The 26,299-nt window shown below is 64.7% G+C and carries 21 protein-coding genes; 10 read left to right on the plus strand and 11 right to left on the minus strand.

The window, feature by feature from the left end; all coding sequences use genetic code 11:
• Position 1: 1 nt before the first annotated feature.
• The 6 genes from B4M43_RS18140 to B4M43_RS18165 all read right to left on the minus strand — a co-directional run bounded on the left by B4M43_RS18140 (position 2) and on the right by B4M43_RS18165 (position 6,955).
• Positions 2-2,461, minus strand: coding sequence for an EAL domain-containing protein (locus tag B4M43_RS18140; protein ID WP_296268839.1), 2,460 nt, complete (start codon positions 2,459-2,461; stop codon positions 2-4).
• Between the two features lie 126 nt (positions 2,462-2,587).
• Positions 2,588-4,390 carry an ABC transporter ATP-binding protein gene (locus B4M43_RS18145; protein ID WP_296268840.1) on the minus strand — a complete coding sequence of 601 codons (1,803 nt, stop codon included), beginning with the start codon at positions 4,388-4,390 and terminating at the stop codon, positions 2,588-2,590.
• Between the two features lie 22 nt (positions 4,391-4,412).
• The gene (locus B4M43_RS18150) at positions 4,413-5,045 is read right to left on the minus strand and encodes a DsbA family protein (RefSeq protein ID WP_296268841.1); all 633 of its coding nucleotides are present in this window, start codon (positions 5,043-5,045) and stop codon (positions 4,413-4,415) included.
• A gap of 3 nt (positions 5,046-5,048) precedes the next feature.
• Positions 5,049-5,981, minus strand: coding sequence for a rhodanese-related sulfurtransferase (locus B4M43_RS18155; RefSeq protein ID WP_296268842.1), 933 nt, complete (start codon positions 5,979-5,981; stop codon positions 5,049-5,051).
• 138 nt (positions 5,982-6,119) lie between these two features.
• Positions 6,120-6,416: a BolA family protein gene (locus tag B4M43_RS18160; RefSeq protein WP_296268843.1), complete on the minus strand. Its 297-nt coding sequence runs from the start codon at positions 6,414-6,416 to the stop codon at positions 6,120-6,122.
• 14 nt (positions 6,417-6,430) lie between these two features.
• Entirely contained in the window at positions 6,431-6,955 is a 525-nt protein-coding gene (locus tag B4M43_RS18165; protein ID WP_296268844.1) for a DUF2059 domain-containing protein, read from the minus strand.
• Positions 6,956-7,105: 150 nt separating this feature from the next.
• Here B4M43_RS18165 and B4M43_RS18170 point away from each other — a divergent pair, with 150 nt between their 5' ends.
• Positions 7,106-8,500 carry a class II fumarate hydratase gene (locus B4M43_RS18170; protein WP_296268845.1) on the plus strand — a complete coding sequence of 465 codons (1,395 nt, stop codon included), beginning with the start codon at positions 7,106-7,108 and terminating at the stop codon, positions 8,498-8,500.
• Between the two features lie 74 nt (positions 8,501-8,574).
• Here B4M43_RS18170 and B4M43_RS18175 read toward each other — a convergent pair whose 3' ends face one another.
• Positions 8,575-9,534, minus strand: a complete 960-nt coding sequence (locus B4M43_RS18175; RefSeq protein WP_296268846.1) for a DMT family transporter — start codon at positions 9,532-9,534, stop codon at positions 8,575-8,577.
• A gap of 229 nt (positions 9,535-9,763) precedes the next feature.
• On the opposite strand from B4M43_RS18175, the gene B4M43_RS18180 reads away from it, so the two are divergent.
• Complete coding sequence (locus B4M43_RS18180) at positions 9,764-11,104, plus strand: Fic family protein (protein ID WP_296268847.1); 1,341 nt, start codon at positions 9,764-9,766, stop codon at positions 11,102-11,104.
• A gap of 105 nt (positions 11,105-11,209) precedes the next feature.
• Here the strand turns inward: B4M43_RS18180 and pap are convergent, their stop codons facing one another.
• Positions 11,210-12,703 carry a polyphosphate:AMP phosphotransferase gene (pap, locus tag B4M43_RS18185; RefSeq protein ID WP_296268848.1) on the minus strand — a complete coding sequence of 498 codons (1,494 nt, stop codon included), beginning with the start codon at positions 12,701-12,703 and terminating at the stop codon, positions 11,210-11,212.
• Between the two features lie 172 nt (positions 12,704-12,875).
• Between pap and mnmC the strand changes: the two genes are divergently transcribed.
• The 7 genes from mnmC to B4M43_RS18220 all read left to right on the plus strand — a co-directional run bounded on the left by mnmC (position 12,876) and on the right by B4M43_RS18220 (position 20,902).
• A complete protein-coding gene (gene mnmC / locus B4M43_RS18190) occupies positions 12,876-14,849 on the plus strand; it encodes a bifunctional tRNA (5-methylaminomethyl-2-thiouridine)(34)-methyltransferase MnmD/FAD-dependent 5-carboxymethylaminomethyl-2-thiouridine(34) oxidoreductase MnmC (RefSeq protein ID WP_296268849.1) in 1,974 nt (657 codons plus the stop codon).
• Positions 14,850-15,038: 189 nt separating this feature from the next.
• Positions 15,039-15,269, plus strand: a complete 231-nt coding sequence (vapB, locus tag B4M43_RS18195; protein WP_296268850.1) for a type II toxin-antitoxin system VapB family antitoxin — start codon at positions 15,039-15,041, stop codon at positions 15,267-15,269.
• Positions 15,269-15,676: a type II toxin-antitoxin system tRNA(fMet)-specific endonuclease VapC gene (gene vapC / locus B4M43_RS18200; RefSeq protein WP_296268851.1), complete on the plus strand. Its 408-nt coding sequence runs from the start codon at positions 15,269-15,271 to the stop codon at positions 15,674-15,676. Before vapB ends, vapC begins: the two co-directional genes overlap by 1 nt.
• 189 nt (positions 15,677-15,865) lie before the next feature.
• On the plus strand, positions 15,866-17,653 hold the full coding sequence (locus B4M43_RS18205) for an N-acetylglutaminylglutamine amidotransferase (protein ID WP_296268852.1): 1,788 nt from the start codon (positions 15,866-15,868) through the stop codon (positions 17,651-17,653).
• A gap of 3 nt (positions 17,654-17,656) precedes the next feature.
• Positions 17,657-19,402 carry an N-acetylglutaminylglutamine synthetase gene (ngg, locus tag B4M43_RS18210; RefSeq protein WP_296268853.1) on the plus strand — a complete coding sequence of 582 codons (1,746 nt, stop codon included), beginning with the start codon at positions 17,657-17,659 and terminating at the stop codon, positions 19,400-19,402.
• Positions 19,403-19,423: 21 nt separating this feature from the next.
• Positions 19,424-20,608 (plus strand): osmoprotectant NAGGN system M42 family peptidase, encoded by a 1,185-nt coding sequence (locus B4M43_RS18215; RefSeq protein ID WP_296268854.1) that lies wholly within the window; start codon positions 19,424-19,426, stop codon positions 20,606-20,608.
• Between the two features lie 66 nt (positions 20,609-20,674).
• Positions 20,675-20,902, plus strand: coding sequence for a YheU family protein (locus B4M43_RS18220; protein WP_296268855.1), 228 nt, complete (start codon positions 20,675-20,677; stop codon positions 20,900-20,902).
• 103 nt (positions 20,903-21,005) lie between these two features.
• On the opposite strand, the gene csrA is transcribed toward B4M43_RS18220, so the two are convergent.
• Positions 21,006-21,224, minus strand: coding sequence for a carbon storage regulator CsrA (gene csrA / locus B4M43_RS18225; RefSeq protein ID WP_296268856.1), 219 nt, complete (start codon positions 21,222-21,224; stop codon positions 21,006-21,008).
• 122 nt (positions 21,225-21,346) lie between these two features.
• Positions 21,347-22,156: an SDR family oxidoreductase gene (locus tag B4M43_RS18230; RefSeq protein WP_296268857.1), complete on the minus strand. Its 810-nt coding sequence runs from the start codon at positions 22,154-22,156 to the stop codon at positions 21,347-21,349.
• A 223-nt stretch (positions 22,157-22,379) separates the two neighbouring features.
• Here B4M43_RS18230 and B4M43_RS18235 point away from each other — a divergent pair, with 223 nt between their 5' ends.
• Positions 22,380-22,532 (plus strand): DUF3309 family protein, encoded by a 153-nt coding sequence (locus B4M43_RS18235; RefSeq protein ID WP_296268858.1) that lies wholly within the window; start codon positions 22,380-22,382, stop codon positions 22,530-22,532.
• Between the two features lie 77 nt (positions 22,533-22,609).
• On the opposite strand, the gene B4M43_RS18240 is transcribed toward B4M43_RS18235, so the two are convergent.
• Positions 22,610-26,299: a transporter substrate-binding domain-containing protein gene (locus B4M43_RS18240; RefSeq protein WP_296268859.1), complete on the minus strand. Its 3,690-nt coding sequence runs from the start codon at positions 26,297-26,299 to the stop codon at positions 22,610-22,612.

Below are 26,299 nucleotides of genomic sequence, written 5' to 3' on the forward strand. Positions count from 1 at the left end.
CTCAGTGCAGGCTGCCCAAAGGCTGCTGGCCCGAAGGCCGCGCACTGCCGCGCCGGCGCTGCAGGGTGTCGCAGGTGAGGACCTGCGGGCGCTCGATCACATAACCTTGGGCGTAATCCACGCCGATGTCGCGCAAGGCTTGCTCGATCATCGAACTCTCGACGAACTCGGCGATGGTGCGTTTACCCATGACGTGGCCAATGTGGTTGATCACCTCCACCATAGCCCGATTGACCGGATCATCAAGCATGTCTTTGACGAAGCTGCCGTCGATCTTCAGGTAGTCCACCGGCAGGTGCTTGAGGTAGGCGAACGACGACATGCCGGCGCAGAAATCGTCCAGGGAAAACTTGCAACCCAGCCCCTTGAGGTCGTTGATGAAACGGATCGCGCTGCCCAGGTTGGCGATGGCGATGGTTTCGGTGATCTCGAAACAGATCATGCTGGGCGGAACGCCATGTTCGCCGAACAGCCGCTGCAGGTAGTCGAGGAACTTGTCGTCGCCGATGCTGGCACCGGACAGGTTGATCGCACACATCGCCAATGGCTCACCGTGCCCGCTGCGCATGCACTGCTCGATCGTCTTGAACACATTGAGCACCACCCAACGGTCCAGGGCGGTGATCAGGCCGTAGCGCTCGGCAGCGGGAATGAAACTGTCGGGCAGGATCATCCGCCCGCTTTCGTCATGCAGACGCAGGAGAATCTCCAGGTGCGCAGGCCCATCCCTGTCCTGCAGGGGCGCAATTTCCTGGGCGTACAGACAGAAGCGGTTCTCTTCCAAGGCGACATGCAGACGCTGGATCCAGGCCATCTCACCAAAACGCATGGACAACTCGCTGTCGTCGGCATGGTAGACCTGCACGCGGTTGCGGCCCTTCTCCTTGGCCATGTAGCAGGCCATGTCGGCTGCACGCAGCGAGGCTTCCAGACTGCCTGGCAAGGCGTTGATGTGCACCAGGCCGATGCTGACGGTGGTCTGGAACGGTCGGCCTTTCCATACGAACTGCAAGCTCTGCACGGCTTGGCGCAGCTGTTCGGCGATGCGTTCGGCCTGTTCCGGCGGGCACGACTCCAGCAGGATGCCGAACTCGTCGCCGCCCAGGCGCGCCAAAGTGTCGCCTTCGCGCAAACCACTGTGCAGCACCGCGCAGATGTGGCGTAGCAGCTCGTCGCCTGCGGCATGGCCGCTGGTGTCGTTGACCAGTTTGAACTGGTCGAGGTCGAGGAACATCAGCGAATGGCGGCTGGGCGAGCGCGCCTGTGCGTCGAGGACCTGTTCCAGTCGGTATTCGAACTCGCGACGGTTGGCCAGCCCGGTGAGCGCGTCGTGGGTGGCTTGCCAGGAGAGGTTGGCGATGTACTGCCGCTCCTGGGTCATGTCGTGCAGCACCAGCACGATGCCGCTGACCTGCCCTTGGGTGACGATCGAAGACCCTACCAGGTTCACCGACACCGTGCTGCCGTCCAGGCGCTGCACCCAGCGCGCGTGTTCGGCACCGGCCTTCAAACTGCCACCGAGCACCTGTTCGACCAGACTGCGGCTGTCGCTCAGGGCGGCTTCCTCGACCACGCTGAACAGCGCGGCCAGAGGCAGCCCCTGGGCCTGCTCGGCTTGCCAGTGGGTCAGCTGCTCGGCCGCCGGGTTCATGTAGGTGATGGCGCCATCGACATCGGTAGTGATCACCGCATCGCCGATCGAGGCCAAGGTGATCTGCGCCCGCTCCTTCTCCAGGTGCAAGGCGGTGGCGAAAGCCTGGCGCTGGGCCAGCAGCTTGCTCGAACGCCGCCAGGCCAGTGTGATGAGGATCACGGCGGTGAGCAGGTTGGTGATCAACAATACCCGCAGCAGCACGCGCGAGCCCTCGCCCAGGGCGTCGCTGAAGGCTTTGGCCACGGGGGTCACGCTCTCGTTCAAGGCCACGATGCGCGCGCGCCAGTGCGCCACCCGTTGCGTGCTGACCGGCCCCGGTGCGGCGATCTCGGCATGGATTTCCTCGGCCAGCACATCGAGCTGGCTCAAGTAGCGGTCGCCGGTATCCCAATAGTCCACGGCACGCTGCATGAAGCCGAAGTCGTTGAAGTAGTGATAGAACCAGATGATGCGGTTGACGTCGTCGGGGTGGTTGCCGCCGCGCAGGATGCCGTCGCGTGCAGCCGCCCGGTCGGGTGGCGAGCGGTCCAGCGCGGCGCGCATGTCACGGTCGCCACGGGGGATCACCGTCGCTTGGCGATAGCGCTGCAAGCTGTACGGGTCTTGGGTCTCGGCGTAGAGGCTCAGGTAGTAGATGGCGTCTTTTTGCGCCTTGGACCACAGGCTCTCGCCTGCCACGTAGGCGCGCACGGCAGACAGCGCATACAAGCTGGCGATGCCCAGCAGTACCTGGAACACCACCACTGCGACGAACGGCCAGATGATGCCCAGCAGCTTGGGTGCCCACTGCGTGCGACTGACTTCCATATCGCTCCTGCTACTGCGGCGCTTGAGGCACGAATGACCTGACAGGGGTCAGCGTAGGCCATTTGCCATCTGTGTGGGGAGATTCTAAGTACGCTATGTAGGACGTTTCGACAAACGCTGCCTTCATCAACTTTGCTGCAAATGCCCGTACAGCTTGGCGTAGAGCCCGCCGTCAGCGATCAGCTGTTGATGGGCGCCGTCTTCGGCCACGCGCCCGCCATCGAACACCAACACCCGATCGGCCTGTTTCACGGCCGACAAACGGTGGGCGATGATCAATGTCGTGCGTCCACTGAGAAAACGCGCCATGGCCTGGTGCAGGTTGTATTCGGTGGCGGCGTCCAGCGCCGAGGTGGCTTCGTCGAGAATCACCACTTTGGGCTCGGCGAGGATCATGCGGGCGATGGCCAGACGCTGGCGCTGGCCACCCGACAGGCGCACACCGGAGCGCCCGACGATGCTGTCCAGGCCGGCCGGCAAGGCGGCGATGGTGGCGTCGAGCTGGGCGATGCGCAGGGCCTGCCAGCAGGCTTCGTCGTCGCAGTCGCGGCCCATGGTCAAGTTGGCGCGTACGCTGTCGTTGAACAGCGAAGGGTGCTGCAGCACCACCGCCACCTGCTCGCGCAGACGCTCCAGGCCGATCTCCTGCAAGGTGGCGCCACCGAAGCGGATGCTGCCGGCCTGCGGGCTATACAAACCGAGCAACAGCTGGACGAGCGTGCTCTTCCCTCCCCCGCTCGCCCCGACGATAGCCACCTTTTCGCCTGCGGCGATGTCCAGGTCGAGCCGGTCGAGCACCGGCTCTTCGCCATAGGCGAAGCTCAGGCCGCGCACTTCGATGGCCACCGTCGCGCGCCCGGCGAAGGGATCGCTGGCAGGCGCATAGCTCGGCTCGTCGTCGCGCGCCAGCAGTTCGTTGATCCGGCTCAGCGCAGCGCCGGCGGCGTAGTAGGCGTATTGCAGGTTGAGCAGTTGCTCGACCGGCCCGATCATGAACCACAGGTAGCTGAACACCGCCAGCATCTGCCCGATCGACAGGTCCGAGAACAGCACGGTGAGCATCGCCATGGCGCGGAACAGGTCGATGCCGAACTGGAACAGCAGGCCGCTGGCCCGGTTGCTGGCATCGCTCTTCCACTGCGAGGCCACGGCAAAGTCGCGCACTTCGCGGGCGCGCAGGCCAAGCCGGCCGAGGAAGTAGCCCTGGCGGTTGCTGGCGCGGATTTCCTGGATGGCGTCGAGGGTTTCGGCCAGCGCCTGGGTGAAACGCCCGGTGCTGTCGTTCTCCAGCTTCTTCAGGTGTTTGACGCGCTTGCCGAGCTTGACCGTGAAGAAGATCACCAGCGGGTTGAACAGCAAAATCAGCAAGGCCAGTTGCCACTGCATCCACAGCAGGATTGCCGCCACTCCGGTCAGGGTCACCATCGCCACCAGGAAGCGGCTCAGGGTTTCGCCGACGAATTTGTCCAGGGTGTCGAGGTCGGTGACCAGGTGCGTGGTCACGGTGCCGCTGCCCAGGTTTTCGTACTCCTTGAGGGAAATGCGCTTGAGCCGTTCGATCAAACGGATGCGCAAGCGGTAGACGATGTCCTTGGCCAGCCCGGCGAACAGTTTGGCCTGCACCACGTTGCAGGCCAATGCGGCCAGGCGCAGGGACAGGGTCAGGGCGAGCATCAGCCCGATGTAGCCGGCTGCGACCTGCCAGGCGCTGGGCAGCAGGTGGTTCATCCAACGCAGGGCGGCATCGCCATGGCCCAGCAGGACTTCGTCGACCAGCAGCGGCAGCAGCAACGGAATCGGTACGCTGCAACAGGCGGCCAGCACCGCGACCAGGTTGGCGCTCCACAGGCGCTTGGGGCGCAGCAACGCCAGGCGACGGATTTCGGCCCAGCTCAGACGGTCGGGCGTTGTGGGCGTGCTACCGGGCATGGGCTCGGGCGAGCCTGGCAGGTCAAGCACCGGTGGCCTGCTGCAGCCAGCGCGCCAACAGCGGCGCCAGCGCATCGAGCGGCTGGTAGCCGTTGGTCAGCAGGGCCAATTGGCCGTCGCGTTCGGCCAGAAGTGTGGGAAAGCCGGCGATGCCCAGGCCCTGGGCCCAGGCGAAATCGGCGGCGGTGGCGGCGCGCGTGGCCGGGTCGTTGAGCCTTTCGGCGAAACGGCCGCGTTCCAGACCCACCTGTTCGGCCAGATCGACCAGGTTGGGCGGCCGGGCGATGTCCACCCCTTGTTCGTAGAACGCCGACTGCAAGGCGGCCAGCAACGGCCAGACCCGCGCCTCATCCAGCTGCCGCGCCGCGACCAGGGCGCGGCAGGCAGGTTCGGTGTCGTAGACGAAGCCGTCGGGCAACGCGCCGTCGAACCTGAAGCCCTGCCCCGTGGCCTCGGCCACCGCCTGCCAATGGTCGAGGATGTAGCGTCGCGTGGCGCCGTCCAAGGCACTGCTGGCGCTGCGCAAGCCGCCGACCACCAGGTCGGTCGGCACGCCCGCCTGCGCGGCCTGGGCGATCAGCGCTTGGGCCACCGGGGCGAAGCCCCAGCACCACGAGCACATCGGGTCCATCACATAGAGCAGGCGTGCCGTCATGCCTCAGGCCTCGGCTTTGTAATTGAAACCGATGGGGTGCGGCAGATTGCGGGCCTTGGCCAGCTCGATCTGCTTCTGCCGGTCGATGGCGCTGCGTCGGGTCTTCTCGCTCAGGCTGTCCCAGCAGTGCGGGCAGCTGACGCCGGGCGAATAATGCTCGGACGCGCGATCGGCGGCGTCGATCGGGTGGCGGCAGGCATGGCACTGGTCGTATTCACCCTCGGACAGGTCGTGGCGCACGGTCACGCGGTTGTCGAAGACGAAGCAGTCGCCGTCCCACAGGCTCTGTTCCTGGGGCACCTCTTCGAAATACTTGAGGATGCCGCCCTTGAGGTGGTAGACGGCTTCGAAGCCCTCGCCGAGCATGTAGCTGGAGGCCTTCTCGCAGCGGATGCCACCGGTGCAGAACATCGCCACCTTCTTGTGCTTGCTGGGGTCGAAGTTGGCCTTGATGTAGTCGGGGAACTCGCGGAACGACTCGGTCTTGGGGTCTACGGCGCCCTTGAAGGTGCCGATGGCCACCTCGTAGTCGTTGCGGGTGTCGATCAGCAGCACTTCGGGGTCGCTGATCAACGCGTTCCAGTCCTTGGGCTCGACGTAGGTGCCGACCTGCCGGTTGGGATCGACGCCCGGCACGCCCAAGGTGACGATCTCTTTCTTGAGCTTGACCTTGGTGCGGTAGAACGGCTGTTCGTCGCAGTAGCTTTCCTTATGGTCGACATCCACCAGGCGCGGGTCGTCGCGCAGCCAGGCGAGCAGCCCGTCGATGCCTTCGCGGGTACCGGACACGGTGCCGTTGAGGCCTTCGAGGGCCAGCAGCAGGGTGCCTTTGACGCCGTGCCGATTCATGCAGGCGAGCAGCGGTTCGCGCAGCTCGACGTAGTCTTCCAGGGTGACGAACTTGTACAGCGCCGCTACCACGATGGCTTGGGACATGCTCTTGCTTCTCCAGGTGGTCACCCGCGTAAGGGGCGGACCGGATCGATCGATGGGACGTGAAAACGCCATCGCCGGGAAATCCCGGCGATGGCGTTGGTATGACGTTGCGAAGTTTAACAGACGTGGGAAACGGCGTCAGTGCCCGCCGCCCGCGCACACCGGCGAGGCTGGCGCCGCGCCGACCTTGGCCCACTCCTCGGCGGTGTAGGTATGGATCGCCAGGGCGTGGATCTGGCCCATCAGCTCACCCATGGTGGCGTAGACCTTCTGGTGGCGCTTGACGCTGTTCAACCCGGCGAACTGCTCGCTGACGATCACCGCCTTGTAGTGCGTTTCCTGGCCACGGCTGTGCATGTGGCTTTCGTCGAGCACTTCAAGGTGTTGCGGGGCCAGCGCGGCCAGTTGCCGTTCGATGCGCTGCTGCATGTTCATCGCGGTCTACCTGCTTACTTCTTGGCGGGTGCTGCGGCTTTGCCGGCGTTGGGCACCAGCTCCTTGGTCATGTCGTCGAGCAGCTTGTTCACCTGCGGCACGGCAGGCTCCAGGCTCTGCTGGGTCAGCTGGGCCGACTGCTGAGTGACTTTGGGCATTTCACGCAGCACCTTGGTGCCCAGCGGCGACTTGTAGAACTTGACCAGGTCTTTGAGCTCGGCTTCGGTGAAGGTGGCGGTGTACAGGCTGACCATCTTCGGCTCGAGCTTCTTCCAGCTGATGGCGCTGTCGAGTGCGGCATTGGCTTTGGCCTGGTAGCTGTCGAGCACCGACTTCTTGGCGGCAGGCGCCTTGGTCTGCTCGAAACGCTGGGCGAACATCTGCTGGACCTGCATGTAGACCGGCGTGCTCAGTTTGTCTGCGTTGGCCAGTTTCAGGAACTCCTGGGCAGCTGCGGTGTGGCTTGGCGTGGCTGCAAGTACCTGACCGCTGGCACAAGCCAGGGCTACAGCGGCACAGAGGGCGCGGAGACGAGTCATCGCATTTCCTTCAATTGAACGGGGGTGTGTTGAGGCAGAGCATTCTGCGCCGCATGGGGGCACTGCTCAAGTGGCACGAAGAGCGATGGAACGGCTCATTCGATGAGGGGCCTAAACTGCGGTGTCGCACTATTAAGGAGTGAACGCAGCATGAGCCGTATCGAAACAGACAGCCTTGGCCAGGTCGAAGTTCCTGAACAGGCCTACTGGGGCGCGCAAACCCAACGCTCGCTGGTCAACTTCGCCATCGGCCAGCAGCGCATGCCGCGCGAGGTGGTGCATGCCCTGGCATTGGTCAAGAAGGCCGCCGCACGGGTCAACAACCGCAATGGCGATCTGCCCGCCGACGTCGCCCGCCTGATCGAACAGGCCGCCGACGAAGTGCTGGCCGGCAAGCACGACGACCAGTTCCCGCTGGTAGTGTGGCAGACCGGCAGTGGCACGCAGAGCAACATGAACGTCAACGAGGTGATCGCCGGTCGTGCCAACGAATTGGCCGGCAACCCGCGCGGCGGCAAGAGCCCGGTCCACCCCAACGACCACGTCAACCGCTCGCAAAGCTCCAACGACTGCTTCCCCACCGCCATGCACATCGCCGCCGCGCAAGCGGTGTACGGCAAGCTGCTGCCGGCGGTGGCCGAGCTCTCGGCAGGCCTCGCCGAACAGTCGGCGCGTCACCACGACCTGGTCAAGACCGGTCGCACGCACATGATGGACGCCACGCCCATCACCTTCGGCCAGGAACTCTCGGCCTTCGTCGCCCAACTCGACTATGCGCAGACTGCCATCCGCGCCAGCATGCCGGCGGTGTGCGAACTGGCCCAAGGCGGCACCGCGGTCGGCACCGGGCTCAATGCCCCGCAGGGCTTCGCCGAAGCCATCGCCGCCGAACTGGCCGCCCTCTCCGGCCTGCCGTTCGTGACCGCACCGAACAAGTTCGCGGCCCTGGCCGGGCACGAACCGCTGACCAGCCTGGCCGGCGGCCTGAAAACCCTGGCCGTGGCGCTGATGAAGATCGCCAACGACCTACGCCTGCTCGGCTCCGGCCCGCGGGCGGGATTCGCCGAAGTCCGCCTGCCGGCCAACGAACCGGGCAGCTCGATCATGCCGGGCAAGGTCAACCCGACCCAGTGCGAAGCACTGTCGATGCTGGCCTGCCAGGTGCTGGGCAACGATACCGCCATCGGTTTCGCCGCCAGCCAGGGCCATTTGCAGCTGAACGTGTTCAAGCCGGTGATCATCCACAACCTGCTGCAATCGATCGAGCTACTGGCCGATGGCGCGCGCAACTTCCAGCAGCATTGCGTGGCCGGGCTCGAACCCGATGCCGCGCAGATGGCCCAGCACCTGGAACGGGGCTTGATGCTGGTGACGGCGCTGAATCCGCACATCGGCTACGACAAGTCGGCCGAAATCGCCAAGAAGGCCTATGCCGAGGGCCTTACCCTGCGCGAGTCGGCGTTGGCGCTGGGGTATTTGACCGATGCCCAGTTCGACGAGTGGGTCAAACCGCAGAACATGTTGGCGCCCGGGGCCAAGGGTTGAGCGGACAGTAGAGCGCTGAACGCAGGACCGCTTGCCTGCTGGGCAAGCGGTCTTCGACGTCGCGACTCAGGCGATCAAGCCCTGCCCATCCGGACTTGGCGCGCGCGCCAGCCCGCTACCAGCGACGGCCCTAGGGCCACCAGCGCCGACCCAGCCACTACCGTGACGGCGCCCAGGTAGCCCAAGGCATTGAGGTCTTCGCCCTGTACGTATTCGGGCCACAACCACGCGGCCAGCGCCACGGCCAGCAGGGTGACCAATGGTGTGAGCGCCAAGGTCGCACTGACACGCGACGCCTCCCAGTGCGCCAGCGCCTCGGCGAACGCCCCGTAGGCCACCAGGGTGTTCAGGCAGCAGGCCAGCAACAGCCACTTTTGCAAGGGGTCGAGCTGCAACGCTTCCAAAGGATGCACCCAGGGCGTGAGCAGCGCCGCGCACCCCAGGTAGATCACCATCATCACTTGCTGCGAATGCCACACCGTGAGCAGCTGCTTCTGGCTCAAGGCATAGAACACCCAGATGCTGGTGGCCAGCAGAATGGTCAAAACCCCCGTGGTGTAAACGCCCAAAGAGGTCAGCAACTCTTCGACACGCTGATTGAAGAACAGCCCGAACCCCGCCAGCAGAATCGCCAGCCCCAGGCCCTGCCCCAAGCTGAACCGCTCCTTGAAGATGAACAGGCTGGCGACGAGCAGCAGCACCGGCCCGATCTGCACCACCAATTGCGCCGTGCCTGGGCTGAGCAACTTCAGCCCGACCAGGTACAGTACGTAATTGCCCAGCAAGCCGCCGATCGCCAGGGCCACCAACCCCAGGCGCTTGCGCCCCAACCCGCGAAACCGCGGCAACCGCCGCCGGGCGGTGAGCCAGAGCAGCAGCAGCCCGCCCGAGACCAGCAGCCGGTACCAGGTGACGGTGATCGGGTCCATCACTTGCAGGACCTGTTTGAGCTTGATCGGCAGGATGCCCCACAGCATCACCGTCAGCAGCGCCAGCAACAGCCCGTGAACCCAGCGTCCGGACGTGGTGTGCATGATGACCTCGCGTAATGGATGGGAAACGGCGGGCGGGGAGTGTAAACCTTGGCTGGGGTGCGGCGTAGGCTTACTTGGAAATGAGGTCATGAGGATGCCCCCGAGCGACCTTTCGTGCGCTTTCGCCCAGACCCATGCACGGTCCATCACTCGTCTAGACGGCAGAGTCTTTGACGTGTCCGAGGCCATCCTTTAGATTCAACTCAATTTTTACGAAATTGAGTTTTCCATGTCTCATATCAAGAAGCCCAAAGCCTACGCCGAGCTTTTGGCAACTTATGGGTTCGAGGCGTTCCAGCTGCTGTCGACATTTTCTGCCGTCGACGCCAAAGGCAGGTACCTGCACTGGCATGACTTTCGACACAGAGTACCCAAAGGCGTCAACGCACAAGCTGCATGGACAGCCGTGAAGATGGCGAGAACCGTATTGCTCAAACCCATCGCGTTGACGGCCGAAAGTGGCAAACCTTTTCAGTATTGCCTGCCAGATTTCGCGCAGACCGTCATCCACGACATCGAACGGATCAATACCAGGCTGGGTCAGGCGGCACCCAATGTGTCGACGAGCAATCAGAGCAATCTGTTTCTGGTCGAATCACTGATGATGGAAGAAGCCATCTCCAGCGCCCAGCTCGAGGGAGCGGCAACCACCAGAAAGATTGCCAAAGAGATGTTGGAAAAAGAGCGCGAGCCCCTCAACGACGATGAGCGCATGATCGCCAACAACTTCATGCTCATGAAGCTTGCCAAACAAAGTATGGGCCTGCCGCTATCGATCGAGCTGATCCGCCAGTTTCATACCGAGGCGACTCGACATATCCAGGAAGCGCACGCCTGCCCGGGTGAAATCAGAAAAGACAATGACATTTACGTCAAAGGCCGTGACGACGAAGTCGTCCACCAGCCGCCGGATGCACGGCTCCTGCCGGAACGTCTCGAGCAGCTCTGCGATTTCGCCAACGAGTGCCATGACGGCCACGACGGCAGAGCGTTCATCCACCCCGCCGTAAAGGCCATCGTCCTGCACTTCATGATCGGCTATGAGCATCCCTTCAACGACGGGAATGGCAGGACGGCGAGAGGCTTGTTCTACTGGTACATGCTCAAGAGCGGATACTGGGCCTTCGAATACATTTCCATCAGCGCACTGTTGAAGCAGGCGCCCGTGCGATACGGGGAGTCCTATTTATTCACCGAATCCGACGACAAAGACCTGACCTATTTCATCGGCCACCAGCTCAACATCATCGAACGGGCGATGCAGCAGTTTCTCGCGTACATCGAGCGAAAGAAATCGGACTACACCCAGGTGATCGGCCTGCTCGAAAAAAGCGGCTTCGACAAGCGCCTCAATCCCAGACAGGTTCATTTGCTGAAAAAAGTGCTTCGCCACCCTGGAAGGCTGTTCACAGCCAGGGAAATAAAGAACGACTTCGACATCGCTGAGGGCACGGCCCGAGCCGACCTGGAAAAGCTGGTCCAGTTGAAGCTTATGGCCAAAACCAGCGAAGGCAAAACGTACTGCTACATCGCACGCGGCGACGCTGAAGCTCAATTACGGAAAAAATGAGTTTCAGCCTCGCTTTTGGCACCGGGACGACCCCACCTCCCATTGAGTGGGGATCTGCCATGGACGATGCGCAGCAGGCTTTGCGCTCTTTGACGCTCGGGAACGTCACTTCCCATGCTTGGCGAACGCCGCCTCCAACGCCTCATTGATGGTGCGCAGCACCTTCACCCGCGCCCAGCGCTTGTCGTTGGCCTCGACCAGGGTCCAGGGGGCGATTTCGGTGCTGGTGCGGTCGACCATGTCGCCGACGGCTTCGCGATACACGTCCCACTTGTCGCGGTTGCGCCAGTCGTCTTCGGTGATCTTGTAGCGCTTGAAAGGAATGTCTTCGCGCGCTTCGAAACGCTCCAGTTGCGTCTGCTGGTCGATCGCCAGCCAGAATTTCACCACCACCACGCCGGCTCGGCTCAGTTCTTCCTCGAAATCGTTGATCTCGCCATAGGCGCGCATCCAGTCGGCCGGCGTGCAGAAGCCCTCGACCCGCTCCACCAGCACCCGGCCGTACCAGGAACGGTCGAAGACGGTGAACGTGCCACGTGCCGGAATGTGCCGCCAGAAGCGCCATAGGTAAGGCTGGGCGCGTTCTTCCTCGGTCGGCGCGGCAATCGGCACGATGCGGTACTGGCGCGGGTCAAGGGCGGCGGCGACACGGCGGATCGCCCCGCCCTTGCCGGCCGCATCGTTGCCTTCGAACACCGCCACCAAGGCGTGCCGACGCATGTGCTTATGCCGCAGCAGGCCCGCCAGGCGCGCCTGTTCGGTCACCAACTGCTCCTGGTAGTCGTCCTTTTCCAGACGCCGGGTGAGGTCCAGGGCATCGAGCAGCGTCTTCCGATCGAGGCTGCGGCCCAGTGGTGCGACATTGGCCTGGCGCTTGTCTTTGGGCGGCCGAGCCAAGGCCGCTTGCAGGCTTTCCAGCAGGATGCGCCCCACGGCCAGGCTGCGGTAATTGGCGTCGGCGCCTTCGATCACGTGCCAGGGCGCGTAGTCGCGGCTGGTACGGCGCAGCACGCGCTCGCCGAAGCGCACGAAGCGGTCGTAGGTCTTGGACTGCTGCCAGTCCAACGGGCTGATGCGCCAGCTGTGCAGCGGGTCGTCGCGCAGGGTTTTGAGGCGCTGCTTCATCTGTCGCTTGGACAGGTGGAACCAGAACTTGAGCAGCAGCGCGCCTTCGTCGCAGAGCATCTGCTCCAGGCGTTCGGCGCCGCTGATGGCCTGGTCCAGCACGGCATTCTTGAACCGGCCATGGACACGCCCCTGGAGCATCTGGCTGTACCAGTTGCCGAAGAACACCCCCATGCGCCCCTTGGGCGGCAAGGCGCGCCAGTAGCGCCAGGCCGGTGGGTGGGCCAGCTCTTCGTCGGTCTGCTGGTCGAAGGTGCGGACTTCGATCAGGCGCGGGTCCATCCATTCGTTGAGCAGCTTGACCGTCTCGCCCTTGCCAGCACCTTCGATGCCGTTGATCAGCACGATCACTGCGAAATCCTGCCGCTGCTTGAGTTCGTACTGCGCTTCGAGCAGCGCCTGGCGCAGGGCCGGCACCTCGGCGTCGAAAGTTTCATCGTCTATGCAGTGGCCGATTTCCGCAGATTCGAACATGGTGACTCCTTCAATGGATGGTCAAGACTAGCCCAAGGTGCCTAAGCGAGGCGCGCGGTGCAGCGGGTGGTCGCAAGCGACCTTCGCCCGCGACGGACGAAGCGGCGCCTGGCCGTTCAAACCCACCGGCAGATGGCTTACCATTCGCGCTCTGCCAGCCGTCGAGTCGACCATGCCCCACGTCCCCACCGCCCACGCCCAGATCGACTGGGACGAACAGGGCCGCCCGTATTCGCGCCATTACGACGACGTGTACTTTTCCCGTAATGAAGGGACTCTCGAAACCCGCTATGTGTTCATCGAAGGCAATCGCCTGGAACAACGCTTCGCCGCGCTGGCCGCAGACGCGTGCCTGGTGATCGGCGAAACCGGCTTTGGCACGGGCATGAACTTCTTCTGCGCCTGGCAGGCGTTCGACGCGCATGCCCAGCCCGGCGCACGGCTGCATTTCGTCAGCGTCGAAAAATACCCCCTGAACCACGCCGACCTGGCCCGCGCCGCACAGCTGTGGCCGGAACTCGCCGCCTACTGGCAGCCGCTGCTGGCGCGGTACGTGGCGGTGCATGAGGGGTTCCAGCAGTTCAGCCTGGACGGCGGGCGCGTCACCCTGACCCTGTTAATCGGCGATGTGCTCGAACAACTGCCGCAGCTCGATGCGCGGGTCGATGCCTGGTTCCTCGACGGTTTCGCGCCCGCGAAAAATCCCGACATGTGGACCCCGGCGCTGTTCGCGCAACTGGCCAGGCTGTCGGGACCGGGCACGACCCTAGGCACCTTCACCACCACCGGCTGGGTGCGACGGGGCTTGGTCGAGGCCGGTTTCGCCATGAAGAAGGTGCCGGGGCTGGGCAAGAAGTGGGAAGTCATGCACGGCCACTTCACTGGCGAGGCGCGCCGCGAGGGCGCGCCCTGGTATGCCCGCCCGCCAGCGTCGGCACCAGGCCTGCGCCAGGCCCTGGTGGTCGGCGCGGGGCTGGCCGGCAGCGCCACCGCCAGCAGCCTGGCCCGGCGTGGCTGGCAGGTCACGGTGCTGGAGCGGCATGCCGAGGCGGCGCAAGAAGCGTCGGGCAACCCGCAAGGGGTGCTGTACCTCAAGCTGTCGGCCCACGGCACGGCATTGTCGCAGATGATCCTGGCGGGCTTCGGCTACACCCGGCGCTGGCTGCAGCAGTTGCAACGCGGCCATGACTGGAACGCCTGCGGGGTGCTGCAACTGGCTTTCGACGAAGGCGAAGCCAAGCGCCAGGGCAAATTGGCCGACGCCTTCGACGCCAGCTTGCTGCACGCGCTGGACCGTGAGCAGGCCGAACAGGCAGCGGGCGTCGCCCTGGCCCATGGCGGGCTGTTCTACCCCGAGGCAGGCTGGGTGCATCCCCCTGCCCTGTGCCAGGCCCAGTTGCAGCACCCCGGCATTCGCTTGCAGACCCACAGCGAAGTGCTGAGCCTGCAACGGGCGGGCGGACTGTGGCAGGCCTGGGCCGGCGAGCGGCTGCTGGCCAGCGCGCCGGTGCTGGTGCTGGCCAACGCCGCCGACGTGCAGCGCCTGCACGCCAGCGCGCTGTTGCCGCTCAAGCGCATCCGCGGGCAGATCACCCGCCTGCCCGTCACATCCGAAAGCAGCGCCTTGCGCACGGTGGTCTGCGCCGACGGCTACGTGGCGCCGCCGCGCGGCGGCGAGCATACGCTTGGCGCCAGTTTCGACTTCGACAGCGACGACCTGAGCCCAACCACCGCCGAGCACCAGAGCAACCTCGGCCTGCTGCGCGACATCTCCGCCGACCTCGCCCAGCGCCTCCACGCCGAGGCGCTGCAACCGGAAACCCTGCAAGGCCGCGCCGCCTTCCGCTGCACCAGTCCGGACTACCTGCCCATCGTCGGGCCGCTGGCCGAGCGCGAAGCGTTCGAGCAGGCCTACGCGAGCTTGCGCAAGGACGCCCGCCAAGTGCCGGACATCCCCTGCCCCTGGCTCGAAGGCCTGTACATCAACAGCGGCCACGGCTCGCGCGGTTTGATCACCGCACCCCTGAGCGGTGAACTGATCGCGGCATGGGTGTGCGGCGAGCCGTTGCCGGTGCCGCGCGCGGTGGCCGAGGCGTGTCATCCGAATCGGTTCGTCTTGCGAGGGGTGATTCGCGGGGGACGGTAGGCCTGAGGTTCGTGCTGGAGCTATCGGACATCGTCGCTCACTGAGCCACACCTACGCAAAAGAGGTGTTTTCGAAGAGGCGTGTTCAAGTCAATAGTGTCAGATAGATGTCTTCACTCACCCATCGTTGACAATCGTCTGGCATAGGTTAGCCTTGGATATACATCAGACATATCCCAGGAGACTGCCCGTGGAACAAGGCTCAGTTTTTCTTAGTAATCGCAGCCAAGCGATAAGACTGCCCAAAGCAGTGGCTCTTCCCGATGACGTCAAACGCGTAGACATCGTCGCGATTGGCCGCACCAGGATCATTACCCCTGCAGGTGAGTCATGGGACAGTTGGTTCGACGGAGAAGGCGTATCTGCGGACTTCATGGAGGACCGTGAGCAACCTGTCGATCAAGAACGTGAGTCGTTCTGATGCTCAAATTCATGCTGGACACAAACATCTGTATTTTTACGATAAAGAACAAGCCTCAAGCTGTTCGAGAGATGTTCAATCGGCATCAGGGTCAGATGTGCATCAGTAGCGTTACTCTCATGGAATTGGTTTACGGGGCAGAGAGGTCAGCCTGGCCTGAGCGCAATCTTGGGGAAGTCGAACGATTCACCGCGCGTCTCGATCTGATGAAATTCGATCACGATGCAGCTGCGCACAGCGGACATATCCGGGCAGACCTGGCACGTTCCGGCCGGCCAATTGGGCTCTATGACTTGATGATTGCAGGGCACGCTCGCGCCAAGGGACTGATCGTCGTCACCAATAATCTCAAGGAATTCAATCGTGTGCCTGGACTGAGGGTGGAAGATTGGGTGACATGCGATTGAGTGCTGATGAGGCTGGTCGTACACCCCATCAGCCAGCGGTGGTTGGCAGGGATGGAACTACGGTCAGCCGGTCCAGCCTGACTGCTTATAACAGATCGTTCTAAAACTCACGCAAATCCGACAGGTCACTACCTAGGTGCCCGCTTTTGGAGCACACCCCCTCCCCAACGGAAAAACCGGTAAGGACTTATGTGCGGATTAGCTGGTGAGTTACGTTTTACCCCTGTTGGCCAAGCGCCTCGTCCTGCGGACCTCGCGGCCGTGGAACGCATCACCCACCATCTCGCCCCTCGCGGCCCGGATGCCTGGGGTTTCCATAGCCAAGGGCCGATTGCCCTGGGCCATCGCCGACTGAAGATCATGGACCTGTCCGACGGCTCGGCGCAGCCGATGCAGGACAGCACCTTGGGCCTGTCGCTGGCGTTCAACGGCGCCATCTACAATTTCCCCGAACTGCGCGAAGAGCTGCAGGCGCTGGGCTACAACTTCTGGTCCGACGGCGACACCGAAGTGCTGCTCAAGGGCTACCACGCCTGGGGCGAAGCGCTGCTGCCCAAGCTCAACGGCATGTTCGCCATCGCCATCTGGGAACGCGACAGCCAACGTCTGTTCCTTGCCCGCGACCGCCTGGGCGTCAAGCCTCTATACCTGTCGCGCAACGGCGAACGCCTGCGCTTCGCCTCTACCCTGCCCGCGCTGCTCAAAGGCGGCGACATCGACCCGATGATCGACCCGGTGGGCCTGAACCACTACCTCAACTTCCACGCTGTGGTCCCGGCACCGCGCACCTTGCTGGCCAACGTGCAGAAGCTCGAGCCCGGCACCTGGATGCGTGTGGACCGCCATGGCGAGGTCGAACGTAAGACTTGGTGGACACTGCAATACGGCCCCAACGCGGACGAGCGCAACCTGACCCTCGAAGACTGGACTACCCGCGTCCTGGACGCCACCCGCGACGCCGTGGCGATCCGTCAGCGTGCGGCAGTGGACGTCGGCGTGCTGCTGTCGGGCGGCGTCGATTCCAGCCTGCTGGTCGGCCTGCTGCGCGAAACCGGCGTGGAAGACCTGTCGACCTTCTCCATCGGCTTCGAAGACGCCGGCGGCGAGCGCGGCGACGAGTTCCAGTACTCTGACCTGATCGCCAAGCACTACGGCACGCGCCACCATCAGTTGCGCATCGCCGAACACGAAATCATCGACCAGCTGCCCGCCGCGTTCCGCGCCATGAGCGAGCCGATGGTCAGCCACGACTGCATCGCCTTCTACCTGCTGTCGCGGGAAGTGGCCAAGCACTGCAAGGGCGTGCAGAGCGGCCAGGGCGCCGACGAACTGTTCGCCGGCTACCACTGGTACCCGCAGGTGGACGGCGCTGCCGATCCCTATGCGGCGTACCGGGACGCCTTCTTCGACCGCAGCTATGCCGAGTACCGCGATACCGTACAGGCGCCATGGCTGCTCGAAGGCGATGCCGCCGGCGACTTCGTGCGCGAACACTTCGCCCGCCCCGGCGCGGATGCCGCCGTGGACAAGGCCCTGCGCCTGGACAGCACGGTAATGCTGGTCGACGACCCGGTCAAACGCGTCGACAACATGACCATGGCCTGGGGCCTGGAAGCGCGTACGCCGTTCCTCGATTACCGTCTGGCCGAGCTGTCGGCCCGTATTCCGGCGCGCTTCAAGCTGCCCGACGGCGGCAAGCAAGTGCTCAAGGAAGCGGCGCGGCGAGTCATCCCCCATGAGGTGATCGACCGCAAGAAAGGCTACTTCCCGGTGCCGGGCCTCAAGCACCTGGAAGGCGCGACGCTGGGCTGGGTGCGCGACCTGCTCACCGACCCGAGCCAAGACCGCGGCCTGTTCAACCCTGCCGAAATCGACCGCTTGCTGAGCAACCCGCAAGGCCAGCTCACTCCGCTGCGCGGCTCCAAGCTGTGGCAGTTGGCCGCGCTCAACCTGTGGTTGAGCGAACAAGGAATCTGATCGATGAAAGCCCATGAAACCGCCTATGGCCAGCGTCTGTTGCGCGGCCAGGCGCCCTCCTACGAGCGCTTACAGGCGCGTCTGGCTGTCGACGGCAGCGAGCCCCATGACCAGCCCCGTGCCCTGCATTGCGGCTGGGGGCGGTTGCTGATCGGGCACACCTACCCCGATCCGGCCTGCCTGGCCCAGGCGCTGCAAGAAGAGCGCCCGGGCGAGCGCGACATCGCGCTGTATGTCGCCGCACCGCAGCAGGTGCTGGCCCAGGCGCCGCACCAGCTGTTTCTCGATCCGTCCGACACCCTGCGTCTGTGGTTCTCCGACTACCGTCCGGCGCAGCGCGTGTTTCGCGGCTTCCGTATCCGCCGTGCGCAGAACGAAGCCGACTGGCAGGCCATCAATACCCTCTACCAAGCCCGCGGCATGTTGCCGATCGACCCGCAGCGCCTGACCCCACGCCACCTCGGCGGCCCGGTGTACTGGCTCGCCGAAGACGACGACAGCGGCGCGGTGATCGGCAGCGTGATGGGCCTGAACCACCACAAGGCCTACGCCGATCCCGAACACGGCAGCAGCCTGTGGTGCCTGGCGGTCGACCCGCAGTGCAGCCGCCCCGGCGTGGGCGAAGTGCTGGTGCGCCATCTGGTCGAGCATTTCCAGAGCCGCGGCCTGGCCTACCTCGACCTTTCCGTGCTGCACGACAACCGGCAAGCCAAGCGTCTGTATGAAAAGCTCGGTTTCCGCAATCTGCCGACCTTCGCCGTCAAGCGCAAGAACGGCATCAACCAGCCGCTGTTCCTCGGCCCCGGCCCGCAGGCCGAGCTCAACCCCTACGCACGCATCATCGTCGACGAAGCCCATCGTCGCGGTATCGAAGTGCAAGTGGACGATGCCGCCAGTGGCCTGTTCACCCTGAGCATGGGCGGACGTCGCGTGCGCTGCCGCGAATCGCTCAGCGACCTGACCAGCGCGGTGAGCATGACCCTCTGCCAGGACAAGCGCCTGACCCAAAAAGCCCTGCACAACGCCGGGCTCAAGGTGCCGGTGCAGCAACTGGCCGGCAATGCCGACGACAACCTGGCCTTTCTCGAGGACCATGGCGCGGTAGTGGTCAAACCGGTGGATGGCGAACAGGGCCAAGGCGTGGCAGTCAACCTCACCACCCTCGAAGACATCACCCAAGCCGTGGAGCATGCCCGTCGGTTCGACAGCCGCGTGCTGCTGGAAAGCTGCCACCCCGGGCATGACCTGCGCATCGTAGTCATCGCCTACGAGGTGGTGGCGGCCGCGATCCGTCATCCGGCTCAGGTGGTCGGCGACGGCAGCCACAGCGTCAAGGCGCTGATCGAGGCGCAGAGCCGCCGTCGCCAGGCGGCCACGGGTGGCGAGAGCCGTATCCCCATGGACGAAGAGACCGAACGCTGCATCCGTGACGCGGGCTTCGACTACGACAGTGTGTTGCCCGCCGGCCAGCGTCTGGCCGTGCGCCGCGCCGCCAACCTGCACACCGGCGGCACGCTGGAAGACGTGACCGCACGCCTGCACCCGGCCCTGGCCGACGCGGCGGTGCGCGCCGCCCGCGCGCTGGACATTCCGGTGGTCGGCCTGGACTTCATGGTCGGCGATGCCAGCCAGCCCGACTACGTGATCATCGAAGCCAACGAGCGGGTGGGCCTGGCCAACCATGAGCCACAACCCACCGCCGAACGTTTCGTCGACCTGCTGTTCCCGCACAGCCTGGCCCCCCTTTGATAGCTGCAAGGAGTTCCGACAATGGCTGAACGTCCACCCGAACCCGATCTGGACTACATGAAACGCGTGCTGCTGGAAATGCTCGCCATTCCCAGCCCCACCGGCTTCACCGACACCATCGTGCGTTACGTGGCCGAACGTCTCGAAGAACTGGGCATCCCGTTCGAGCTGACCCGCCGTGGCACCATCCGCGCCACATTGCAGGGGCGGCAGAATTCGCCGGACCGCGCGGTCTCGGCGCACCTCGACACCATCGGCGCTAGCGTGCGCCAGGTGCTGGACAACGGCCGACTGGCCCTGGCGCCGGTCGGCTGCTGGTCGAGCCGCTTCGCCGAAGGCAGTCGGGTGAGCGTGTTCACCGACGCTGGCGTATTCCGTGGCAGCGTGTTGCCGCTGATGGCTAGCGGGCATGCCTTCAATACGGCCATCGACCAGATGCCGGTCAGCTGGGAACACGTGGAGGTACGCCTGGACGCCTACAGCGCCACCCGTGCCGATGCCGAAGCCTTGGGGATCAACATCGGCGACTTCGTCGCCTTCGACCCCTTGCCCGAATTCACCGAAAGCGGCCACATCAGTGCCCGCCACCTGGACGACAAGGCCGGGGTCGCGGCGCTGCTGGCGGCGCTCAAGGCCGTGGTGGAAAGCGGCCGTCAGCCGCTGATCGACTGCCACCCGCTGTTCACCATCACCGAGGAGACCGGTTCTGGTGCGGCCGGGGCCCTGCCCTGGGACGTCAGCGAGTTCGTCGGCATCGACATCGCGCCGGTGGCGCCCGGCCAGTCTTCGAGCGAGCATGCGGTGAGCGTGGCCATGCAGGATTCGTCCGGGCCGTACGATTACCACCTCTCACGCCACTTGCTGAACCTGGCGAGCGAGCAGGAGCTGCCGGTGCGCCGCGACCTGTTCCGCTACTACTTCAGCGACGCCCACTCGGCGGTGACCGCCGGCCACGACATCCGCACGGCGTTGGTCGCCTTCGGTTGCGACGCCACCCATGGTTACGAGCGCACGCACATCGACAGCCTGGCGGCATTGAGCCGCCTGCTGGCCGGTTACCTGCTCAGCCCGCCCGTGTTCGCCAGCGACTCGCAGCCGGCCAGCGCCTCGCTGGAGCGCTTCAGCCACCAGTTGGAGCACGACGCGCAGATGGAAAGCGACACGCGGGTACCGGCGGTGGACAGCTTGGTAGGGCAGAAGCCGTGATTCCTACGCAGGGCTACGACCTTTCACGTAGGATGGCGTGATCTTTCACTCATTAGCAGCCGAACTATGCTGATTCCATACGACCAACTCGAAGCTGAAACCCTGACCCGGCTGATCGAAGATTTCGTCACCCGCGACGGCACCGACAACGGCGACGACACGCCCCTGGAGACCCGCGTGCTGCGGGTTCGCCAGGCGTTGGCCAAAGGGCAGGCGTTCATTTTGTTCGATGTGGAGAGCCAGCAGTGCCAACTGCTGGCCAAGCACGACGTGCCGCCTGAGTTGTTGGGGTGAGTCGTCGGTCGATATGCTCTTGGCTCGGTGTATCGCGTTGGGGCGCTGGAACCGTTGTGCGGTCCATGGCGCTTGACCGGTACGCAGCGTTCTGTAGGGAGACTCAGCGCAAAACCCGCTTCTGCGTGCAGTCGGCGGGCGCCCCTTCTTCCTCGCCCCGATGCGCCTGGATGCGCCGGTAGATCTCCGAACGATGCACGTCGACATGCCGCGGGGCATCGACCCCCAACCGCACCACGCCGCGCTTGACGTCCACCAACTTGATGACGATGTCGTCACCGATGACCAGGGACTCGCCGATTTCTCTGACAAATACCAGCATGTTGTCCTCCAGCAGTCGTAAAAAAACGCAGACTGCCGGGGTAAGGCTGCCGTCTCAATAGACTGACGCTAAAAGAGACGTTTCCTACAAGCCAGGGTAAATCTCCCTACAGACTTCCCCCGTCAACGTGGCTCGCGCCGAGCACGCATCTTCACCGTCATCTCGGTCATCTCGCTGTAGATCCGTTCGGGCGTCTGGCATTTGACCTGCCAGGCCGCGCGGCCGGCCTCGTGGGGCAGAATCAGGAAGTCCTCGGCTTCGATACCGGCATAGATGCACTGCGCCACTTCGGCCGCATCGATGGGCGAGCTTTGCAACAGCTTGCCGACCTGATCCTTCATGGCCGGGTCCGGACCGCGAAAGGAGCTGAGCAGATTGGTCTGGAAGAACGAAGGGCAGACCACGTGCACTGCCACCTGCAACGGCCGCAGCTCCACCAGCAGGCTTTCCGACAAGGCCAGCACGCCGGCCTTGGCCACGTTGTAGTTGCTCATGCCCGGCCCCTGCATCAGCGCCGCCATCGAAGCGACGTTGACCAACCGCCCCCGGCTGCGTTCGAGCAAGGGCAGGAAGGCTTTGCAGCCCTTGACCACGCCCATCAGGTTGATCGACAACTGCCAGTCCCAGTCCTCCAGCGACAGCTCGCCGAAGAACCCGCCCGACGCCACGCCGGCGTTGTTGACGGCGATGTCGATGCCACCCAGCTCCGCCTCGCAGCGTTGCGCCAAGGCGGTCAACTGGCTGTAGTCACGCACGTCGCAGTGTTCGGCGAAGCCCTCGCCGCCCGCCTCGCGTACCTGTTGCAACGTCTGCCGGGCGCTGTCCTGGTCGATGTCGGCCAGGGCAAATCGCCAGCCTTCACGGGCCCAACGCAGGGCGATTTCGCGCCCGAGCCCGGAGCCCGCGCCGGTGATCATCATTCGCTTGTGCATGCCGCATGCCTCGACGCAATGGGTGTGGCGGCAGTCTAGCCAAGTCCGCCCGTTGGGCCGCTAACGATCAGGGTGCTGAATAAAGCGGCATGAAACGCAGGTGGGTGACAAATCGATAAAACTTTCTTCACGGCCCGCTGGTCGGAATTCACAAGCGGCCAAACCTGATGGAACACCGGACGCTCGACGTTCCCCAATCATTCGTTCACGCAAGGATTCCACCATGACCACGATCCTCATCATCGTCCTGATTCTGCTGCTGGTAGGCGGCCTGCCAGTGTTCCCTCACTCCCGCTCGTGGGGCTACGGTCCGTCCGGCATCATCGGCGTGATCCTGGTGGTCCTGCTGATCCTGCTGGTGCTGGGCCGGATATAACGGCTCGCCTGAGCCGGTAGCCGACGTTCCGGCCACCTGCGCCACAGGCCAGAGCGGCCCCGAGCGACCGACGCGTCTCATGCAAGAGACGACGCGCCGGCACGGTCGGGGCCGTTTTGCATGCCGTCGCCGTCGCTCCGATCCACCGCCAGCCCCTGCTTGTACAGCTCCTGTTGCAATGCGGCCTGTACGGCCGACACCGCTTGCGCAAGGCCTTCTATGTGCTCGCCCAACTGGGAAGGCACCGTGTCCGGCCGTGCGCACGTACGTTCGACTTGCTCGCAGGCGCGCATCACCTGCTGCGCCCTGACCATCCTCGCGCCACCCTTGATACGGTGCGCCAGCTCGCCAAGACCGCGTCGATCGCCTGCCTGCGCCAACGCTCGTAATCGGGTCGAATCGCGTCGATTGCTTTCCAGCAGATCGTTCAGCAACCTTTCCAACACGTCCCTTCGTCCTGCCGCCAGCCGGGCCAGGCTGGAACAGTCGGCTACTGGTTCGCCGCCCTCAGCCTGGGGCTCGATACTGTCCATCCCCCCCGGCACGGCCTCCAGCGCCTGGCGCAGACTGGCCAGGCTCAGCGGCTTGAACAGACAGTCGTCCATGCCCGAGGCCAGACAGCGCCGGCGCTCGCTGGCCAGGGCATTGGCGGTTAGGCCCAGAATGCGGCAACGGGGCAAGCCATGGCGCCGCTCGTGCAGGCGAATGGCGCGGCTCAGGCCATGGCCGTCGAGCACCGGCATGCGGCAATCGGTGATGAGCAGGTCGAACGGCTGGCTCATCCACAGGCGCAGGGCCTGGGCGCCCTGCTCGGCCAGGCTGGCCTGATGGCCCAGGTGGTCGAGCTGATTGGCCAACAGCAGACGGTTGGCCGGGTAATCGTCGGCCACCAGCACACGTAGGGCACGCTGCGGCCGCTGCGCACGGGCCAGGGTCGACGGCTCGGCTTCGATCAACGCCGGGCTGGAGGCGTGGTCCACCAGCAGGTGCAGGGCAATACGCGTGCCCTGCCCCAGTGTGCTGTCGAGGGTCATGTTCGCCCCCATCAGATCGCACAGGGTACGGCTGATCGACAATCCCAGGCCTGCGCCGCGGCGGGTGCTACGGTCATGCTGGCAAGCCTGCCAGAACGGCTCGCCCAAACGCGCCAGATCGGCTTCGGCGATGCCGATGCCAGTGTCTTCGACGGTCAGGGTCAAGCCCAGCCGACCTTGTTCGGGCACCAGACGCAAGGTGGCGCGCACCTCGCCCTGCTGGGTGAATTTGATGGCATTGCTCAGCAGGTTGGCGAGCACCTGCTTGAAGCGCACCGGGTCGAGCAATACCGGCGTTTGCACCTCGCCTTCGAAGGCCAACGACAGCGCCAGACCTTTGTCCTGGGCTTGCTGCTGGAACAGGTGCACCACCGCCCCGGCTTCGTGGGCCAACTGGACCGGCTCCAACCTGAGCTCCAGATGCCCGGCCTCGATGCGGTTCATGTCGAGGATGTCGCCGATCAAGGCCAGCAGCCCGCGCGCCGCATCGCACGCCACGGCAATCGACAGCCTGTCGAGCACGCCCTGTTCGGCCTTGCCCAAGGCCAACTCCAACGTGCCCAGCACGGCGTTGAGCGGGGTGCGGATCTCGTGGCTCATGGTCGCAAGAAAATGGCTCTTGGCTTGGTTGGCGCGTTCGGCCTGCTCCTTGGCGCGCTGCAGTTCGGCCTGCAGGTGGTGGCGCTCGGTGACGTCGATCCAGCCGGCGATCACGCTGGCTTCGGCATGCCCGCCCACGCACGGCAGCATCCAGTGGTAGAAGGTGCGCACGCGACCGTCGGCCAGGACCACATGGCGGTCTTCGACCTGCACTTTGCCGCTGCCCAGCACTTCGCGCCAACCCCGCTGCCAGGCCAGATGCGGCATGCAGCCGAGCAACTGGCCGACCACTTCCTCGCGGCTGACGCCTAGGGTTTCCAGGTAGCAGCTGTTGCAGGTCAACAGGCGTCCGTTGCGGTCGCACACGTACAGCGGGTGCGGCGTGCCGTCGATCATCACGCGCATGAACTGCAACTGGTCGGCCAGTGCTTGCTCGGCGCGCTCGCGCACGCGCACCAGACGCCGCAGATAGCGTACCCATACCAGTGCCAAGACCAGCAGCACGGTGACGGCCATGGCACCTTGCAAGACCTCGCGGCGATGGCGGTGCCAAAAGTGGTCGTTGACGATCAGTTCGCCCTGCCAACGCCAGGCCATGCCATCGAGTTCCTGGGGCGCCAGGCTGGCCAGCGCCTTGTTGAGGATCGAAACCAGCTCGGATTCGCCACGGCCCGTGGCCAGAGCGATGTGCGCCGGCGCCAGCGCCGACCCACCGACGATCTTGAAACTGCCGGGCGCAAGCCTTGCCTGCAACGCGCGGGCGCTGGCCAACGGTACGATCGCCGCCTGCGCGCGACCATTGACCACCTTGAGTACGGCGTCCAGCGGGCCACGGCTGGGCACGCGTTGAATGGTCGGGTACCGCTCGCGCAAATACTGGTTCGGCCAACCACTGGCCAGCACCGCTACCCGCTGCCCTTGCAGAGCGGCCAGGTCGTTGACGGCTGGGCCATCGGGGGTAGTCACCAGCACCCTGGCCGTGGTCAGGTAGGCACGGCTGAAAGTCAGCGCGGCCTCGCGACTTGGGCTCGCGGTCAGCGCGGCGATGAGATCGGCGCGCCCTTGGCGCACTTCGCCGACCATCTGTTCCACCGTGCCGCCTGCGGCCAGCTCGAACTCCAAGCCGGTGATGCGCCCTATGCGTTGCAGCACATCGACGCTCAAGCCCTTGAACTGGCCGTCGTCGCTTTGGTAACTGAACGGCAGCATCTGTTTGCCGAGCAATACGCGCAGCCGTGGGTGACGCTGCAGCCAGCGCTTTTCCGCAGCGCTCAAGCGCAAGGGCGCAGGCTCCAACAGCGGTTCGACGAAGGGCACCCAGCGCTGAAGAATGCGCGCGTGCTCGGCCGGCGGCACCTCGCTCAGCACCTGGTCGATCGAGCGGCCCAGCGTGGGTTGTGTGGCCAGGGTGGCGAAACCCACTGCCTGGCTGCTCCAGCCGGGGCATTCGCGGACCCGCAAGCGGGTGCCCGGACTACGACCGACCAGGTAATGGCTCTCCAACGCGCCGCCCAGAAAGGCGTCGGCCTGGCCGAAGGCGACCGCGAGCATGGCCTCGCGGGCCGATTCGTAAGGCACAAGCTGGGCGTTGGGATAGTAGGCGTGGGCCTGCTCGGCCTGCCGGTAACCCTTGCGCAGGGCGAGGCGCAGCGCGGCGCCGCTTTCGCAGCCGATGCGCCGCTCGTCGTCGACCACCAGCCGTGGCACGTCCTGGGCATAGGCCAGCGACAGGCGCAGGCCGGCCTGCTGGGCCTGGGCTTGGCCAACACCGCCCAGGACATCCACCCGCCCCTCGCGCAGGGCGGCGGCGGCCTGGTCCATGGAAGGGAAGACATGCACCTCGATGGGCAATTGCAGGAATTCGCCCAGCAACCCGGCGTAGTCGGCTGTGATGCCTTCGTATTCCTGGCCGGGGCCGATCAGGTCGAAGGGTGGGTGGTCAGGGTGCAGCACTCCCAGGCGCAAGTCATGGCGCGCCCACAGCCAGCGCAGTTGCTCGTCGTCCGGATAGGCCAGCGTGCGGCCCAGCGACGAGCGGCCCAGCAGTGGCGGATGTGCTTCCTCGCCCCAGCCCAAGGGCGCGTACAGCAGCAGCCAGAGCAACAGCCCAGCGCCTTGCAGCAGGCTACCCAC

The sequence above is a fragment of the Pseudomonas sp. UBA6562 genome (genome assembly GCF_002434265.1).
Classification (GTDB): Bacteria; Pseudomonadota; Gammaproteobacteria; order Pseudomonadales; family Pseudomonadaceae; genus Aquipseudomonas.

What these genes read in the sequence shown, in the direction of transcription:
- B4M43_RS18230 (WP_296268857.1), bottom strand. Translation starts at nt 22,156, where the DNA reads ATGCACAAGCGAATGATGATCACCGGCGCGGGCTCCGGGCTCGGGCGC.
- mnmC (WP_296268849.1), top strand. Translation starts at nt 12,876, where the DNA reads ATGCCCCACGTCCCCACCGCCCACGCCCAGATCGACTGGGACGAACAG.
- vapC (WP_296268851.1), top strand. Translation starts at nt 15,269, where the DNA reads ATGCTCAAATTCATGCTGGACACAAACATCTGTATTTTTACGATAAAG.
- B4M43_RS18205 (WP_296268852.1), top strand. Translation starts at nt 15,866, where the DNA reads ATGTGCGGATTAGCTGGTGAGTTACGTTTTACCCCTGTTGGCCAAGCG.
- csrA (WP_296268856.1), bottom strand. Translation starts at nt 21,224, where the DNA reads ATGCTGGTATTTGTCAGAGAAATCGGCGAGTCCCTGGTCATCGGTGAC.
- B4M43_RS18155 (WP_296268842.1), bottom strand. Translation starts at nt 5,981, where the DNA reads ATGTCCCAAGCCATCGTGGTAGCGGCGCTGTACAAGTTCGTCACCCTG.
- B4M43_RS18150 (WP_296268841.1), bottom strand. Translation starts at nt 5,045, where the DNA reads ATGACGGCACGCCTGCTCTATGTGATGGACCCGATGTGCTCGTGGTGC.
- ngg (WP_296268853.1), top strand. Translation starts at nt 17,657, where the DNA reads ATGAAAGCCCATGAAACCGCCTATGGCCAGCGTCTGTTGCGCGGCCAG.
- B4M43_RS18215 (WP_296268854.1), top strand. Translation starts at nt 19,424, where the DNA reads ATGGCTGAACGTCCACCCGAACCCGATCTGGACTACATGAAACGCGTG.
- B4M43_RS18170 (WP_296268845.1), top strand. Translation starts at nt 7,106, where the DNA reads ATGAGCCGTATCGAAACAGACAGCCTTGGCCAGGTCGAAGTTCCTGAA.
- B4M43_RS18175 (WP_296268846.1), bottom strand. Translation starts at nt 9,534, where the DNA reads ATGCACACCACGTCCGGACGCTGGGTTCACGGGCTGTTGCTGGCGCTG.
- B4M43_RS18165 (WP_296268844.1), bottom strand. Translation starts at nt 6,955, where the DNA reads ATGACTCGTCTCCGCGCCCTCTGTGCCGCTGTAGCCCTGGCTTGTGCC.
- B4M43_RS18180 (WP_296268847.1), top strand. Translation starts at nt 9,764, where the DNA reads ATGTCTCATATCAAGAAGCCCAAAGCCTACGCCGAGCTTTTGGCAACT.
- B4M43_RS18235 (WP_296268858.1), top strand. Translation starts at nt 22,380, where the DNA reads ATGACCACGATCCTCATCATCGTCCTGATTCTGCTGCTGGTAGGCGGC.
- B4M43_RS18160 (WP_296268843.1), bottom strand. Translation starts at nt 6,416, where the DNA reads ATGAACATGCAGCAGCGCATCGAACGGCAACTGGCCGCGCTGGCCCCG.
- B4M43_RS18145 (WP_296268840.1), bottom strand. Translation starts at nt 4,390, where the DNA reads ATGCCCGGTAGCACGCCCACAACGCCCGACCGTCTGAGCTGGGCCGAA.
- pap (WP_296268848.1), bottom strand. Translation starts at nt 12,703, where the DNA reads ATGTTCGAATCTGCGGAAATCGGCCACTGCATAGACGATGAAACTTTC.
- B4M43_RS18220 (WP_296268855.1), top strand. Translation starts at nt 20,675, where the DNA reads ATGCTGATTCCATACGACCAACTCGAAGCTGAAACCCTGACCCGGCTG.
- B4M43_RS18140 (WP_296268839.1), bottom strand. Translation starts at nt 2,461, where the DNA reads ATGGAAGTCAGTCGCACGCAGTGGGCACCCAAGCTGCTGGGCATCATC.